Annotated in this window: 11 protein-coding genes and 1 pseudogene; 8 read left to right on the top strand and 4 right to left on the bottom strand. The window is 70.0% G+C overall.

The features are described 5' to 3' along the window. Positions 1-16 precede the first annotated feature (16 nt). The 5 genes from AB0L64_RS26710 to AB0L64_RS26690 all read left to right on the top strand — a co-directional run bounded on the left by AB0L64_RS26710 (position 17) and on the right by AB0L64_RS26690 (position 8,410). Positions 17-1,852: a DUF2264 domain-containing protein gene (locus AB0L64_RS26710; protein WP_363714275.1), complete on the top strand. Its 1,836-nt coding sequence runs from the start codon at positions 17-19 to the stop codon at positions 1,850-1,852. Continuing rightward, positions 1,812-2,912, top strand: coding sequence for a LacI family DNA-binding transcriptional regulator (locus AB0L64_RS26705; protein WP_363714273.1), 1,101 nt, complete (start codon positions 1,812-1,814; stop codon positions 2,910-2,912). Before AB0L64_RS26710 ends, AB0L64_RS26705 begins: the two co-directional genes overlap by 41 nt. A gap of 377 nt (positions 2,913-3,289) precedes the next feature. Continuing rightward, positions 3,290-4,612, top strand: coding sequence for an ABC transporter substrate-binding protein (locus AB0L64_RS26700; RefSeq protein ID WP_363714271.1), 1,323 nt, complete (start codon positions 3,290-3,292; stop codon positions 4,610-4,612). Between the two features lie 106 nt (positions 4,613-4,718). After that, positions 4,719-5,738 (top strand): LacI family DNA-binding transcriptional regulator, encoded by a 1,020-nt coding sequence (locus AB0L64_RS26695; protein ID WP_355689019.1) that lies wholly within the window; start codon positions 4,719-4,721, stop codon positions 5,736-5,738. Between the two features lie 92 nt (positions 5,739-5,830). Beyond that, positions 5,831-8,410, top strand: a complete 2,580-nt coding sequence (locus AB0L64_RS26690) for a DUF3376 domain-containing protein (RefSeq protein ID WP_363714268.1) — start codon at positions 5,831-5,833, stop codon at positions 8,408-8,410. Here AB0L64_RS26690 and AB0L64_RS26685 read toward each other — a convergent pair. The 4 genes and pseudogenes from AB0L64_RS26685 to AB0L64_RS26670 form a co-directional block, all read right to left on the bottom strand. Then, positions 8,385-9,209, bottom strand: coding sequence for a DUF3097 domain-containing protein (locus AB0L64_RS26685; RefSeq protein WP_363714266.1), 825 nt, complete (start codon positions 9,207-9,209; stop codon positions 8,385-8,387). The two genes, AB0L64_RS26690 and AB0L64_RS26685, sit on opposite strands and share 26 nt — an antisense overlap. 9 nt (positions 9,210-9,218) lie before the next feature. Next, complete coding sequence (locus tag AB0L64_RS26680; RefSeq protein WP_363714264.1) at positions 9,219-10,748, bottom strand: NCS1 family nucleobase:cation symporter-1; 1,530 nt, start codon at positions 10,746-10,748, stop codon at positions 9,219-9,221. Positions 10,749-10,840: 92 nt separating this feature from the next. After that, positions 10,841-11,611 carry an MBL fold metallo-hydrolase gene (locus AB0L64_RS26675; protein WP_363714262.1) on the bottom strand — a complete coding sequence of 257 codons (771 nt, stop codon included), beginning with the start codon at positions 11,609-11,611 and terminating at the stop codon, positions 10,841-10,843. A 93-nt stretch (positions 11,612-11,704) separates the two neighbouring features. Next, positions 11,705-12,004 (bottom strand): annotated as a pseudogene (locus tag AB0L64_RS26670) (EF-Tu/IF-2/RF-3 family GTPase); the annotation flags it as partial. Between the two features lie 177 nt (positions 12,005-12,181). Between AB0L64_RS26670 and AB0L64_RS26665 the strand changes: the two are divergent. Genes AB0L64_RS26665 through hrcA form a run of 3 tightly spaced genes read left to right on the top strand, consistent with a single transcriptional unit; the run spans position 12,182 to position 14,992 of the window. Further along, positions 12,182-12,832, top strand: coding sequence for a ThuA domain-containing protein (locus AB0L64_RS26665; protein WP_363714260.1), 651 nt, complete (start codon positions 12,182-12,184; stop codon positions 12,830-12,832). Further along, on the top strand, positions 12,817-13,920 hold the full coding sequence (locus AB0L64_RS26660; protein ID WP_363714258.1) for a Gfo/Idh/MocA family oxidoreductase: 1,104 nt from the start codon (positions 12,817-12,819) through the stop codon (positions 13,918-13,920). The genes AB0L64_RS26665 and AB0L64_RS26660 overlap by 16 nt, the downstream gene beginning before the upstream one ends. A gap of 49 nt (positions 13,921-13,969) precedes the next feature. Then, complete coding sequence (gene hrcA / locus AB0L64_RS26655; RefSeq protein WP_363714256.1) at positions 13,970-14,992, top strand: heat-inducible transcriptional repressor HrcA; 1,023 nt, start codon at positions 13,970-13,972, stop codon at positions 14,990-14,992. The last annotated feature ends 28 nt before the right edge of the window (positions 14,993-15,020 follow it).

Raw genomic sequence — 15,020 nt, 5'->3', positions numbered from 1 at the left:
AGAGCAGGAGGGGCGCATGGGGCAGCTGCGGTTGCCGGCGCCGGATCGGGTTCTTTCTTCGCGGACCGGGTACACGCGGGAGACCTGGCTGGCGGTCGCGGATCACTTGCTAGATTCGTTGGTGCCTTGGTTCACCGCGAGTGGGGCGCAGGTGCGGTTGCCGGGGCGGGGGAGCTGGTCGGGGGCGGACTGTGACGGGCTGGAGGGGTTCGCTCGGTCGTTCCTGCTGGCCGCGTTCCGGATTGCAGCGACCGGGGGAGACGACCGGCTGGTCGAGCGGTACGCGCCCGGGCTGGTGGCCGGTGCGGCGGGTGAGTGGCCGCGGTTGACGCCGTGTTCGCAGCAGATGGTGGAGGCGGCGGCGATCGCGGTCGGTCTGCACGAGTCGCGGGAATGGCTGTGGGACAAGCTCGATGGACGCGAGCAGCAAAATGTTGTCGACTGGCTCAGCGGGTTCGTCGGGTCACGGACGTGGGACAACAACTGGCGGTTGTTCCAGGTGGTCGGTGAGCAGTTCCTCGCCTCCGTCGGAGCGTCGTACGCGCAGGACGACATCGACGCGGGCCTCGACCGGATCGAGGACGGGTACGTCGGCGACGGGTGGTACTCCGACGGCCCCGGGCAGAACTTCGACCACTACATCGGCTGGGCGATGCACCTGTACCCGGGCCTGTGGACGCGGATGGCCGGACCTGCTGCGGCCGGCCGCCTCGAGGTCTACAAGGAACGTCTGCACCGCTTCCTCGAGGACGCCGTCCATCTGACCGGTACCGACGGCGCACCGATCCACTTCGGTCGCTCCCTCTGTTACCGGATGGCCACCGCGGCGCCGTACTGGATGGGCGCGCTCCTCGACGCCACGCCGCTCACTCCGGGTCAGACCCGCCGCCTCTGCTCGGGCACCCTCAGGCACTTCGTCGATCACGGTGTGCCGGACGGCAGCGGCCTCTTGACGCTCGGCTGGCACCACCACTTCCTGCCGACGACGCAGCCGTACTCCGGACCCGCGTCGCCGTACTGGGCGTCCAAGGGATTCCTCGGGCTGCTGCTCCCGGCCGACCACGAGGTGTGGACCGCCCGCGAGGCCGCGGTGCCGCTCGACGAGCACGACCAGATCCGGACGATGCCGGCGCCGGGCTTCCTCGTCCAGGCGACGAAACACGACGGCCTGGTCCGCCTCCTCAACCACGGCAGCGACCACGGAGCCGAAGGCGATCCGCACTACAACCGTCTCGCCTACTCGAGCCGGACAGGCCCCGAGTTCACCGACGAGCAGCTCGACAACCACATCAGCCTGGCCGGCAAGCGGACCCGGATCGAGCGCATCGCCGACGGGCATTCCTGGTGGCAGGCGGGCGAGTCGCGGATCGAGGTCGCGAGCCTGGTGCACGGGCGCATCGAGGTGCGCTGCGTCCTCGTGGACGGCCCGGCCGGAGTCGTGCGGCACGGAGGGTACGCCGTCGCGGGCGAGCACCGCCCCGAGGCGAACACCGGCGATGTCTGGGCGCAGGCGACGCGGATCGATCGGCTGACCACCGCGATGATCGGCCTGTACGGCTACGGCAGCGCCGACGTACGGCGTGGGCTCGACACCAACGCGTTCGGCCCGCATTCCGCCACGCCGTACCTGGACGCCGAGCACGACGGGAAAGGTCCGCGGGTGCTGGTCTCGGCGGTGGTACTGTCCGGCGACACGGTCTGGCCGCGGCAGCTGGCGGAGAGCATCGAGGTGACGGTGGACGGGTTCCACGTCTCCGTGCGGTTCGCCGACGGTACCCGGGCCCGCGTACAGCTGGGTGAGGAGGTGGGTGATGGCGGCGGAACCGCCCCGGACACGGGCGCGCCGGCGTGACCCGGAGGCGGCCCGGACGATCCGGGACGTGGCCGCCCGGGCCGGTGTCTCCACCGCGACCGTCTCCCGAGTTGTCAACGGCAACTATCCGGTCGCGGCCTCGACCCGGGCCGCGGTCGAGCGCGCGATGCGCGACCTCGGGTACGTCGCGAACGCGCACGCCCGCGCGCTGGCCGGTTCCACCACCCGCGTCGTCGGCATCGTGGTCAGCGAGATCGTCGACCCGTTCTTCGCCTACATCGCCCGCGGCGTGCAGGCCGAGGCGCTCGCCTCCGGGCGGCTCTGCCTGGTCTGCTCGACGCAGGGCGGTGAGGCCGCCGAGCTGCGGTTCGTCGACCTGCTGCTCGAGCAGCGCGCCGACGCCGTGATCCTGGTCGGCGGCGCGGTCGAGGACAAGGAGTACTTCGCCGCGGTCGGGCAGCGGGCCCGGCAGCTGGCGAGCAGCGGGTCCAGCCTGGTGCTCTGCGGCCGGCCGGGGCTGGAGGACGGCGTCCCGGCGTACGCCGTGGAGTACGACAACATCGGCGGCGCCGCCGCGATCACCGACCACCTGCTCAGCGCCGGGCACACCAAGATCCTGTATCTCGGCGGCCCGACGAGCCTGTCCACGACCACCGCCCGGCTGCGTGGATTCCACCAGGCCTTCGCGGCCCGCAAGCTGGAGCATGACCCGCGCCTGGTCCGGACCGGCGCGTTCGGCCGGCAATGGGGTTATCAGCAAACGCTCAAAGCCCTCGATGACGGCCTCGGCTTCACCGCGATCTTCGCCGCCAACGACATCGTCGCCGCCGGTGTGTACGCCGCTCTGCGCGAGCGCGGCCTGCGGATCCCGGACGACGTCTCGGTGGTCGGGTACGACGACGTACCGGTGGCGACCGAGCTGCAGCCGGCGCTGACCACGGTCCGGGTGCCGCTGGAGGAGCTCGGGCGGGCCGCCGTTCGGGCCGGTCTGGCGGGGCAGGAGCCGAGTGCGGATCCGTTCGCGCACCAGCAGCCGATGACCACGCTCGGCACCGTCGTCGTGGTCCGCGACTCCGTCGGGCCGCCTGTGAAGCGCTGATCACGCACAGCGAACTGTCAGCGTTCAGTGCCCTCGGTGATCGTCGTGATTCGCAGCGTGACCAGCGATGACACTATGTCCGGACCTGTTCGGCCTCGTATCTCAGAGTGACGACAGGGTGCTTGACATATCCAGTGCGGACCCCTGAGACTCAGCTCACTTTCGCGATCCGAGAGCGCTCTCAACTCCGTCCAAGTTCTGAGGGGGTGTCTGATGGCCCCGCGCCTACTGCGCGGCACTCGGCACGGCACCTCGCCGCACGGGTGCAAAGGCCACGATGCTCCGCATCGAGACCTTCGCCCCCGCGCGCCGATGCACCGCACCGAGCACCTGCTCGCGACGGCGCGGGACCATCAGACACCCCCTAGGAGCTTTGCATGCGGCCCAGTGCCCGCTATCGCCCCGTAGCCGGCGTGCTGGCGTGCGCCGCGATCCTGCTCGTCACCGCCTGCGGCAGTGGTTCCGGCAGCACCGAATCGGCCGGGTCCAGTGCCGACGGGCCGAAGATCGAGCTGACCATCGCCACCTTCAACGAGTTCGGGTACGCCGACCTGTACGCCGAGTACGAGGCGCAGCACCCGAACATCACGATCGTGGAGAAGCACGCCAAGACCGTCGACGACCACGTCAAGAACCTGGACGCGAACCTGGCCCGCGGCACCGGCCTGGCCGACATCGAGGCGATGGAGGTCAGCTGGATCTACAAGTACCTGGCCAAGGACGACAAGTTCGTCGACCTGCGCCAGTACGGCGGGGACGACCTGCGGAACCGCTGGCTGGACTGGAAGGTGGCCGGCGCGACCACGCAGGACGGCAAGATGATCGGCTACGGCACCGACATCGGCCCGGAGGCGATCTGCTACCGCCGCGACCTGTTCGCGAAGGCCGGGCTGCCGACCGACCGCGCCAAGGTGGCCGAGCTGTTCCAGGACTGGCCGTCGTACTTCGCGGCCGGCCGGAAGTTCAAGCAGCGCGTGCCGGGCTCGGCCTGGTACGACTCCGCGGTGCTGACCTGGGAAGCGATGCGCAACCAGCTGATCCAGGCCTACTACTCGAACGAGGACCGCTTCCTCGGCGACGAGAACCCGCTGCTCAAGAACACCTGGAACCAGGTGGTCGGGGGCAGCAAGGACGGGCTGTCCGCGCGGCTGCCGGCCTGGAGCGACGCGTGGAACGCGGCGTTCCGCAGCGACAAGTTCGCGACGATGGCCTGCCCGGGCTGGCTGCTCGGCGTGATCCAGGACAACGCCGGCGCCTACGGCAAGGGCAAGTGGGACGTCGCCGACGTGTTCCCGGGCGGCGGCGGAAACTGGGGCGGCTCGTACCTGACGGTGCCGGCGCAGTCGCCGCACCCCGAGGAGGCCGCGAAGCTCGCCGCCTGGCTGACCGCGCCGGAGCAGCAGGTGAAGGTCTTCAAGAAGATCGGCTCTTTCCCGTCGACGGTCGACGCCTACGACGACCCGCAGGTGAAGTCGCAGGTCAACGCGTACTTCAACAACGCGCCGGTCGGGCAGATCTTCGTCAACCGCGCCCGGAACGTGATCCTCAAGCAGCACAAGGGTCCCCGCGACGGAGAGATCAACCAGATCTTCAGCGCGGCGCTGGCGCGCGTCGACGACGGCAAGCAGACCTCGGCCGCGGCCTGGGACCAGGCGCTCGCCGAGGCGGAGAAGACCGCGAACACCCGCGCCGGCAACTGAAGGATTTCTGCCAACACACCCTCTCCTCCCGGCAACGACCGACGCACGTTCGTCCTCGGACGTACTACGGTGTGAACGCAGGCCAATCGAGAACTGAGGAGGGCCGATGAACGGGTCTGGTTCTCCGACACTGGAGCAGGTCGCGGCGCTCGCCGGGGTGTCGCGGGCGACCGTCTCGCGGGTGGTGAACGGATCGCCGAAGGTGCTGCCGGACACCGTCGCGGCGGTCGAGCAGGCGATCCTGCAGCTCGGCTACGTGCCGAACCGGGCGGCCCGCGCGCTGGTGACGCGGCGGACCGACTCGATCGCGATCGTCGTCCCGGAACCGGACAGCCGGGTGTTCTCCGACCCGTTCTTCGCCGGCATGCTCAGCGGCGTCAGCCGGACGCTCGCGCCGACGTCGTCCCAGCTCGTGCTGCTGATCGAGCCGGCTGCGGAACCGACCGGAGCCGACGACCAGCGTCTGCTGCGGTACCTGCGCGGCGGGCACGTCGACGGCGCGATCGTGATCAGCCACCACGGCCGCGACAACGTGCTGCAGGAACTCGCGCAGCTGCCGCTGCCGATCGTGTTCAGCGCGCGGCCGCTCGGGGTCGACGTACCGGTGGCGAGTGTGGACGTGGACAACGTCGCCGGCGCCCGGACCGGCGTCGAGCACCTGCTGTCGATCGGCCGCCGCAAGATCGCGACGGTCGCCGGACCGCTCGACATGACGGCCGGCATCGACCGCCTGACCGGCTACCAGGAAGTGATGAAGGAAGCCGGTCTGCCCGCGATGATCGCGTACGGCGACTTCACCGCCGACGGTGGCGAGCAGGCAGCCCTGCGCCTACTGGACGAGCACCCGGACCTGGACGGCCTGTTCGTGGCGTCCGACCTGATGGCCACCGCGGCGCTGCGGGTGCTGTCGCAACACGGCCGCCGCGTGCCCGCGGACGTCGCCGTGGTCGGCTTCGACGACTCGGTCCTCGCCACCACGACGACCCCGAAGCTGACCACCGTCCGCCAGCCCGTGGAACAACTCGGCGCCCGCCTCGCCGAGATCCTGCTCGCCAAGATCGGCGGCGCCGAACACACCACGCCGGAGATCTACGACACCGAACTGATCATCCGCGACAGCGCCTGACAGCCACCGGCGCCGGCGTCGCCAACACGCGAACCGCGACCGCCCCACCTCGAGCGCAACGCTGTGGTATCTCTGGGTGAAAGGGGGCGCCCATGTCGACTGACCACGAGATCCGGATCGCGCTGGTTCTGAACGGTGGTGTCAGCCTGGCGGTCTGGATGGGCGGGGTGACGCATGAGCTCGATCTGATCCGGCGCGCGTCCGGCGACCAAGGTGCGCCCGGCCCGCAGCAGTACGACGCGGTGCTCGCGGACCGCTGGCGGGAGTTGTGCCACACCGGCGCGGAGCGGCGCCGCGTGGTCGTCGACGTGATCGCGGGAACCAGTGCCGGCGGCCTGAACGGTTCGCTGCTGGCAACCGCGATCGCAAACGGTTCGACCCTCGACCCCGACGGCGACGATGGTCCGTGGCTGCGCCGGAAATGGGTCGGGCTCGGCTCGCTCGACGTCGGCAAGCTGGTCCCGTCCGCGGGCGCGAAGTCGACGTCGGTGCTCGACGGCAAGTACTTCCTGCGGCAACTCGAGGACCTCTTGAAGGGTGTCGCCGACGCGGGCGAGAGCGACGCCGAGGAGCCGGTGACGCTGTTCGTCACCGCGTCCGGGCTGGGTGTGCAGCAGTTCGAGGCGAAGGACGCGGCCGGGCAGGCGTTCGTCGTACCGGACCATCGCTACCTGTTCGGCTTCACGAGTGAGGACGCGCCGACGTACGACGGTGAGCGCCGGGAGTTCACCGTCGAGGTGAAGAACGGGCTGAAGGACACCGACCTGCTGGCGCGCGCGGCCCGTGCGTCCGCGTCGTTCCCGGCGGCCTTCGGACCGGTGCTGGAGACGCCGGAGCTGGCCGCGCAACCGCCCCGGATCCAGCCAGGCCCGGCCGAGTCCGGCTCCTGGCTCATCGACGGCGGCGTCCTCGACAACGCCCCGTTCGGCCCGGTGCTCGATGTCGTCGCCCGGCGCCCGGTCGCCGGCAAGGCCAGCCGCTACGTGCTGTACGTCGTACCGTCGGCGGGGATCGGGCGCGCGGCGACCGCGTTGCCCGGTGCGAAGGAGCCGAGCTGGCGGGTGGCGGCGCTGTCCGCGGTCCAGTTCCCGCGGGAGGTCGACTTCCGCTCCGACGTCGAGCAGTTGGAGCGGCTGCTCCTGGAGGCGGACGCGTCCTGGTCGGACACCCAGCGGCTGTTCGACCGTTGCCTGAAGCAACCAGAGGATCGGGCGCGGCTGAAGGCGGCGGCCGAGGCGCTGCAGCCGGCCTACGCCCGCGGCCGTGCGGCCGGCGGCGTGTGGGAGGCGGTCACCATCGCCAGTCACGACCAGTCGACCGTGCTGGACGCCGCGACCGCCCTGTCGGAGTCGGAGATCGACGAGATCCTGACCACCGAGCATCCCTGGGTGCCCGGCCCGGACGGCTCGACGGCGGCGATCCGGGACGATGCCGAGGGCAACCCGAGCTGGTTGTGGGGGACCGGCGCCGCCGAGCGCATCGTCCGGCTGATCCTGCGCTCGCTGCGCAACCGGGTCGGCGCCGCGGCGCCGACCGAGCGCGCCGACCTGGAGAAGCGGCTGACCGCGGCGAGCGACTGCCTGATGAAGGTCCAGGCCGTCCGGGACGCGCTGAACGCGGAGCTGGCGGCCGCGGATCTCGACCTGCGCCCGGCCGGCGGCGCCGAGGCGGTCGCGGTCGGGCTGAACGACATCTTCGAGCAGTTGCAGATCCAGCGCGCGCTCGGCGACGCGTTCGCCGCGCTGATCTCGGTGGTCGGCTGGGAGCTCGTCGACACCGCGGTCGAGGTCGAGATCGTGTCCCGCTGTACGTCGGCGCGCACACCGCAGCAGCGCAGCGCGCCGTTCCAATTCCTGCGCCTCGGGCCGGACATCCCGCTCGCGGTGCTGGACGAACTGCAGGAAGGATCGATCGCCAACCAGCTGAAGGACCGCATCCTGTACGGCAGCCAGGTCGGCCACTTCGGCGCGTTCGGCGCGGCCGACTGGCGGCGGTGGGACTGGCTGATGGGTCGCCTGCACTGCGTCGCACATCTCGGTTCGATGCTCGGTGCGGACGCCAACTGGATCCGCGAGACGCAGCGCGAGGTGCTGCGGGCCGAGGGCTGGGAGCTCGACGCGGTCGCCGGCCGGATCGAGCGGCTGGCCAGGGACTTCCCGGTCGATGCCGGCCTCGGTGCGCTGGTGACGATGCGGGACGAGCTGAACGCGTCCCCCGAGGGCCGCGCGATCACCAAGGGCCTCGCCGACCGGATGGTCGACGTGTCGGGCGGCCTCGGTCCGCAGGTCGGCGACTGGGTGAAGGCGGCCGCGGGCCGCAAGCAGCAGCCGGGTTCGTGGCTGCTGCGGGCCGCGCGCTGGTTCACCGAACCGGCACGGCAGACGGTCTGGGACCGGATGGTGCGCGGCGCCAAGCTGAGCCCCGCGCGCCGGCCCGCGATCTTCGAGCCATGGTTGCCCGCGGCAACAGCTGTGGCCGGCGTCCTGCTGCTCGTGCTGTCCGGGCTGGTCGACGCCGTCCGGATCCCGGCCGCGGTGCTGGCCGGCGCGGTGCTGGCGCTGAGCGCGGTGCTCAGCGTGGTGACCTGGTACGTCCGCCGTACCCGCCGCCGGATCCGGTCCTGGATCGAGCGGCGGATGCCCGACATCAGTCCAGCGTCACGAAATCGATGAGTTCCTCGACGCGGCCGAGCAGGGCCGGGTCGAGGTCGGCGAAGCTGTTCACCTTGGACAGGATGTGCTTCCAGGCCGCGGCGACGTCGGCCTGGTCGGTGGCCGGCCAGCCGAACGCCTGCAGCACGCCCTTCTTCCAGTCCTGGCCGTGCGGGATCCGCGGCCACGCCTTGATACCGACCGACGACGGCTTGACCGCTTCCCAGATGTCGATGAACGGGTGCCCGACGACGTGCACGTAGCGGTCGGTCACCTGGGCCGCGATCTTCGACTCCTTCGACCCCTCGACCAGGTGGTCGACCAGCACGCCGAGCCGCCGCCCGGGCCCGGGCTGGAACCGGTTGACGATCTGGACCAGGTCGTCGACGCCCTCGAGGTACTCGACCACGACGCCCTCGATCCGCAGGTCGTCGCCCCACACCTTCTCGACCAGCTCCGCGTCGTGCCTGCCCTCGACGTAGATCCGGCCGGCCCGCGCGACCTTCGCCCGGACGTTGTCGACGGCCACTGATCCGGACGCGGTCCGGGTCTTCTTCGCCGGGCCGGCCTTCTTCGGCGGCTTCAGGCTGACCGGTTTGCCGTCGAGCCAGAAGCCCGGGCCCAGCGGGTAGGTGCGGATCTTGCCGTGCCGGTCCTCGAGGTCGACGACGCCGTGCTCCCAGCGCACGATCGCGCCGACGAAGCCCGAGCTCGGCTCCTCGACGACCATGCCCTTCTCGATCTCGACCTCGACGGTCCGCCCGTTCTTGGGCTTGCGCCAGTCACCCGCGAGTACGTCGTTCCCATACCTGTCAGCCACGCGCCAATGCTAATAACTGGCAGCGGTCGTGGTCGGTGTTGACGCCCGGCTCGGCGCGGTGAGCGTGAGCGCGTAGTAGGCCGCGAATCCGGCGACCAGGCCGACAGCCCACGAGTAGTCGTACAGCGGCTTGAGGAACGGGATCAGGCCGTCGGCCGGGAACGGGCCGGCGCCCGGGTTCGAGTACGCGCCGCCGACCGCGAGCAGCGATCCGAACAGTGTGGCGACGACACCGCGCCAGTTCCAGCCGGCGTTGTACCAGTAGCGGCCGCCGGGCCTGTAGAGGTCGGCGAGTGCCAGGTTCGTCCGGTCGAGCACCCAGTAGCCCGCGATCAGGACGCCGGCCACCGACGCGAGCAGCCCGCCGTAGAACGACAGCCAGACGAAGATGTAGATCGACGGGTCCGAGATCAGCCGCCACGGCTGGATCACGATGCCGATCACTCCGGTCAGCACGCCCGCGGTCCGGAAGTTCAGCCAGCGCGGCAACGCGTTCGCGAAGTCGTACGAGGGACTCACGACGTTGGCCGCCACGTTGCAGGACATCGTCGCGAGGATCGCCATGATCAGCCCGATCGTCACGATCACCGGGTTCTGGAAGCGCCGGGTGAGCTCGACCGGGTCCCAGATCGCCGAGCCGTACAGCACGACGGTGCCGGAGGTGGTGATGATCGAGACCAGCGCGATGAACGACATCGTGGTCGGCAGGCCGATGATCTGCCCCCAGATCTGTTGCCGCTGGCCCTTCCCGAACCGGGTGAAGTCCGGCATGTTCAGCGACAGCGTGGCCCAGAACGCGATCATGCCCATCAGCGACGGCGCGAAGATCTTCCAGAAGTCGGCGTCCCAGCCGAGTTTCGACGGCTGCGACAGGATCGGCCCGAGCCCGCCGGCCTTCACCAGGATCGCCACCATCAGCGCCACGAACGCGACCGTCACCAGCGGGGCCGCCCAGTTCTCGAAGCGGCGCAGGCCCTCGATACCGCGCAGGATCAGCACCATCTGCAGCACCCAGAAGAACGCGAAGCTCAGCCACATGGTCCACGGGTGCCCGCCGATCGCCGGCGCGTCGGTCCAGCCCTTGCCGAACAGTTCGCCGACGATCACGTAGATGGCCTGCCCGCCGATCCAGGTCTGGATCCCGAACCAGCCGCACGCGATGAAGGCCCGCAGCAGCGCCGGGAGGTTCGCGCCGCGGACACCGTAGAAGGCCCGCGCGAACACCGGGAACGGGATGCCGTACTTCGTCCCGGCATGGCTGTTCAGCAGCAGCGGGACGAGCACGATCAGGTTCCCGAGGGTGATCGTCAGGAACGCCTGCAGCCAGTTCATCCCGAGCGCGACCAGGCCGGACGCGAGCAGATAGCTGGGGATGTTGTGCGCCATCCCCATCCACAGCGCGGCGTAGTTGTACGTCGTCCAGGTGCGCTCGGGCAGCCGGGTCGGGGCGAGCTCGGCGTTCGCGTACGGGCTGTCCGCGAGCACGTCGGGATCAGCCAGTTCGACTCGTCCGTCCGGGTGAACAGTTTGCTGGGCCATCTGATCCCACCTCATCCGGTCGGGCGTTGTCCGTTCCGAACAAGTTGCGCGACCGGATGACGTCGTGTCAACGGACAACTACCCGAATGGGGTCAACCCGGGCCGACGAGGGGCAGCGTCGGGCGTTGCGGCGTACCGAGAGCCTGGTAGCCGCGGCGGATCGCGTCCTGGAGCTTGTCGACCGGCCACGGCCAGTCCTCGGTGTGCTTCAGCGCGTCCTCGAGCGGGGTGCCGGCGTGGTGCAGGGTGGAGATCGTGTTCGCGACCTTGCCCAGCTCGATCGCCTGGTCATGGGCGAACTCGAGGTCCACGACCGCGCCGTGGCCCGGGACGATCTTCACGTCCTGCGGCATCATGCCGACCACGGCCTGGATCGTGTCCGGCCACTCCAGCGGGAACGAGTCCTCGCCGTACGACGGCGGCGCCGACTCCTCGAGCAGGTCGCCGACGAAGAACACGTCCACGTCCGGTACGGCGACCACGGTGTCGCCGGAGGTGTGCCCGTTGCCGACGTACAGCAGTTCGACGCGACGGTCGCCGAGGTCGATCACCTTGGCGGCCGCGAACGTCGTACCGGCCAGGTCCTCCTCGGCGGCGGCGTTCTCGTGCAGGTAGACGGTGGCGTCGGTGAAGACGCCGTTGCCGGCCACGTGGTCGAAGTGGGCGTGGGTGTTGACGACCCAGGTGACCGGCGCGTCGGTCAGCTCGCGGATGTGCTCGCGGAGCTGCTCGGCCTCCGCGGTGGTGGCCCGGGTGTCGATCACCAGCGCGCCGTCGGCGCCGACGACCAGGCCGACGTTCAGGTCCCATTCGTCGTACCGGCGGACCCAGGTGCGATCGCCGATCTCGGCCCAATTGCTCATCCACGTCCTCGCTTCGCTCCGGGCGCGGATGAGACACGAGGCACGCTGTGCTTCTTGATGAACTCGCTCCGCTCGTTCATGCCGTCGAGATTACTTGCTCAGCACATCGCCCTTGAGCACCTGGTCCCGGCTGACGCCGCGCAGCAGCAGGCCGACGTTGTCGCCGGCCTTCGCGGTCTGCACCGTCTTACGGAACATCTCGACGCCCGTCACCTCGACCTGCAGCATCGGCTGCCCGGCGCGGGTGAGCAGCACCTGCTCGCCGACCGAGACGGTCCCGGCCTGCACCCGGCCGGTCACCACGGTGCCGCGGCCGGTGATCGAGAAGACGTCCTCGACGGTCATCCCGAACGAGCCCACCGGCAACGTGTCCTGCGGCCGCGGCGGCGCCGGAAAGCTGTTGGCCTCCGCATGCCCGCGCGCGAGCATCTCCTGCGGATCCATCGGATTCTCCCGCTTCCAGAACTTCCAGCCCATCCTTCGACACTAACGGTTGGCAAGCCCTCTACCCGGGACCTAGAGTCGCAACTGTTCCGAACGGAATCTCGAAACTTTCGAAGGGTGGCCGGTGTGACGACACGACGTGCTGTGGTGGTCCGGGGCGGCTGGGAAGGGCACTCGCCGGTCGAGGCGACCGACCTGTTCATCCCGTTCCTCAAGGAGAACGGATTCGATGTCACGGTCTCCGACACGACCGCCGCCTATCTCGACCTGGACGGCGTCGACCTCGTCCTGCAGTGCGTGACGATGAGCGACATCGAGCAGGACCACTTCAAGGGCCTGGAGGCGGCGATCCGCCGCGGCACCGGGTTCGCCGGCTGGCACGGCGGCATCGCCGACTCGTTCCGGAAGAACGTGGACTACAGCTTCATCACCGGCGGGCAGTTCATCTCGCACCCGCACGGCTTCACCGACTACCGCGTCGAGGTGGTCCCTGAGCAGTCTGACCACCCGATCGTCGAGGGCATCACGCACTTCGACGTGCACACCGAGCAGTACTACATCCACTACGACCCGACCAACAACGTCCTGGCCACCACGACGTTCGAGGCGCACCCGGACTACCCGTGGATCGAGGGCGCCGTGATGCCGGCGGTCTGGACCCGCACCTGGGGTGCGGGCAAGGTCTTCGTCTGCACGGTCGGTCACAAGCTCGACGACCTGGAGACGCCCGAGGTCCGCACGATCATCGAGCGGGGGCTGCTGTGGGCGAGCAAGTGACACGCGTCGGGATCGTCGGTACCGGCGTCATCTCGGGGACCTATCTCGACCACCTGGGCAAGCTGCCCGGCGTCGACGTGGTCGCGGTCGCCGACCTGGACCGCTCCCGCGCCGAGGCGATCGCGGAGCAGAACGACGGGATCCGCGCGCTGACCCCCGACGAGCTGTACGCGGCTGACGACATTGAGATTGTCGTCAATCTGACGATCCCGGCCGCGCACGCCGCCGTACACCAGGCCGCGCTGGCCGCCGGCAAGCACGTGTACGGCGAGAAGCCGCTGGCCATGGACCGTGCCGAGGCGGAGCCGCTGCTCAAGTACGCCGCCGCCAACGACCTGCGGATCGGCTGCGCACCGGACACGGTCCTCGGCACCGGCACCCAGACGGCCCGGGCCGTGATCGACCGCGGTGACATCGGCACCCCGCACGCGGCGACCGCGTTCATGGTGACGCCCGGCCACGAGCTGTGGCACCCGGCGCCCGAGTTCTACTACCAGCCGGGCGGCGGCCCGGTCCTCGACATGGGTCCGTACTACGTGACCAGCCTGGTGACGCTGCTCGGGCCGGTCGTGCGGGTGACCGCCCGCGCCGGCCGGGCGAAGCAGCAGCGGAAGGTCCACACCGGGCCGCGGGCCGGGACCGTGTTCGACGTCGAGGTGCCGACCCACGTGACCGGCGTGCTGGAGCACGAGTCGGGCGCGCTGACCACGGTGCTGATGTCGTTCGACGTGTGGGCCGGGCGGCTGCCGCGGATCGAGGTCCACGGGACGGACGGCAGCCTGTCCGTACCGGACCCGAACGGGTTCGACGGGACCGTCGAGATCGTGACCCCGGAGCAGCGCGAGTGGACCGAGGTGCCGGTCTCGGGCGGGTATGCCGGGGCCGGGCGCGGGGTCGGCGTCGCGGACATGGCCCGGGCGGTGCGCACCGGCGAGCCGCACCGCGCCAGCGGCGAGCTGGCCTACCACGTGCTCGACGTCCTCGAGTCGTTCGTCGACTCCGCGGTGCAGGATCAGCCGCTTGATGTGGCCAGTACAGTGACGCGCCCCGCGGCCGTTCCGTTGGGAGCGTCGCCCGAGACCGCCTAGACTGGCACTCTGAAGGATTGAGTGCCAAGAGGCCGAGAGGGTGGTGCGCGTGCTCGACGAACGCAAGCTGGACGTTCTCCGCGCCATCGTCGAGGACTACGTGGCCACCCATGAGCCGGTCGGCTCGAAGACTCTGGTCGACCGGCACAACCTCGGCGTCTCCCCGGCCACCGTGCGCAACGACATGGCCGCGCTGGAGGAAGAGGGGTACATCACCCAGCCGCACACCAGCGCCGGCCGAATCCCGACCGACGCGGGCTACCGGCTGTTCGTCGACAAGCTGAGCACGGTCAAGACCCTCTCGATCGCCGAGAAGAAGGCGATCACGTCGTTCCTGGCCGGAGCGGTCGACCTGGACGACGTGGTCCGCCGGACCGTCCGGTTGCTGGCGCAGATCACCCGCCAGGTCGCCATCGTGCAGTACCCGTCGCTGAACCGGTCGAGCGTGCGGCACATCGAGGTCGTCACGATGAGCCCGCGGCGGTTGCTGCTCGTGCTGATCACGAGCACCGGCCGGGTCGAGCAGCGGCACGTCGAGCACCCGCACGACGTCGACGAGCAGCTGATCGCGGACCTGCGGTCCCGGCTGAACACGGCGCTGGCCGGTCAGCGCCTGACCGACGCGACGGCGTCGCTGGCCGGTGTGCCGGAGCTGTTCGCGCCGGCCGACCGGTCACTGGTCGCGGCGATCGTCACCACGCTGCTGGAGGCGTTCACCGACGAGGTCGGCGAGCAGCGGATCGCGGTCGGCGGCGCCGCCAACCTGACGCGGTACGGCGACGACTTCGAGCGGAACGTGAAGCCGGTGCTGGAGGCGCTGGAGGAGCACGTCATCCTGCTGAAGCTGCTCGGCGAGGCGACCAACCCGCAGACGCTGACCGTCCGGATCGGCCACGAGAACCCCTTCGAGGAACTCGCGACGACCTCGGTGGTCGCGACCGGCTACGGCTCGAAGTCCGAGGTGCTGGCCACGCTGGGCATCGTCGGACCGACGCACATGGACTATCCGAGCACGATGGGCGCCGTACGGGCCGTCGCGCGCTACGTCAGCCAGATCCTGGCTGAGTCATGACGATTTTGCTATCAACCCCCTGGTCTGG

This window comes from Kribbella sp. NPDC051936 (assembly GCF_040680955.1).
In the GTDB taxonomy this organism is placed as follows: domain Bacteria; phylum Actinomycetota; class Actinomycetes; order Propionibacteriales; family Kribbellaceae; genus Kribbella.
The sequence above is the reverse complement of the archived record's forward strand: the minus strand, read 5'-3'. Positions and strand labels throughout refer to the sequence as shown.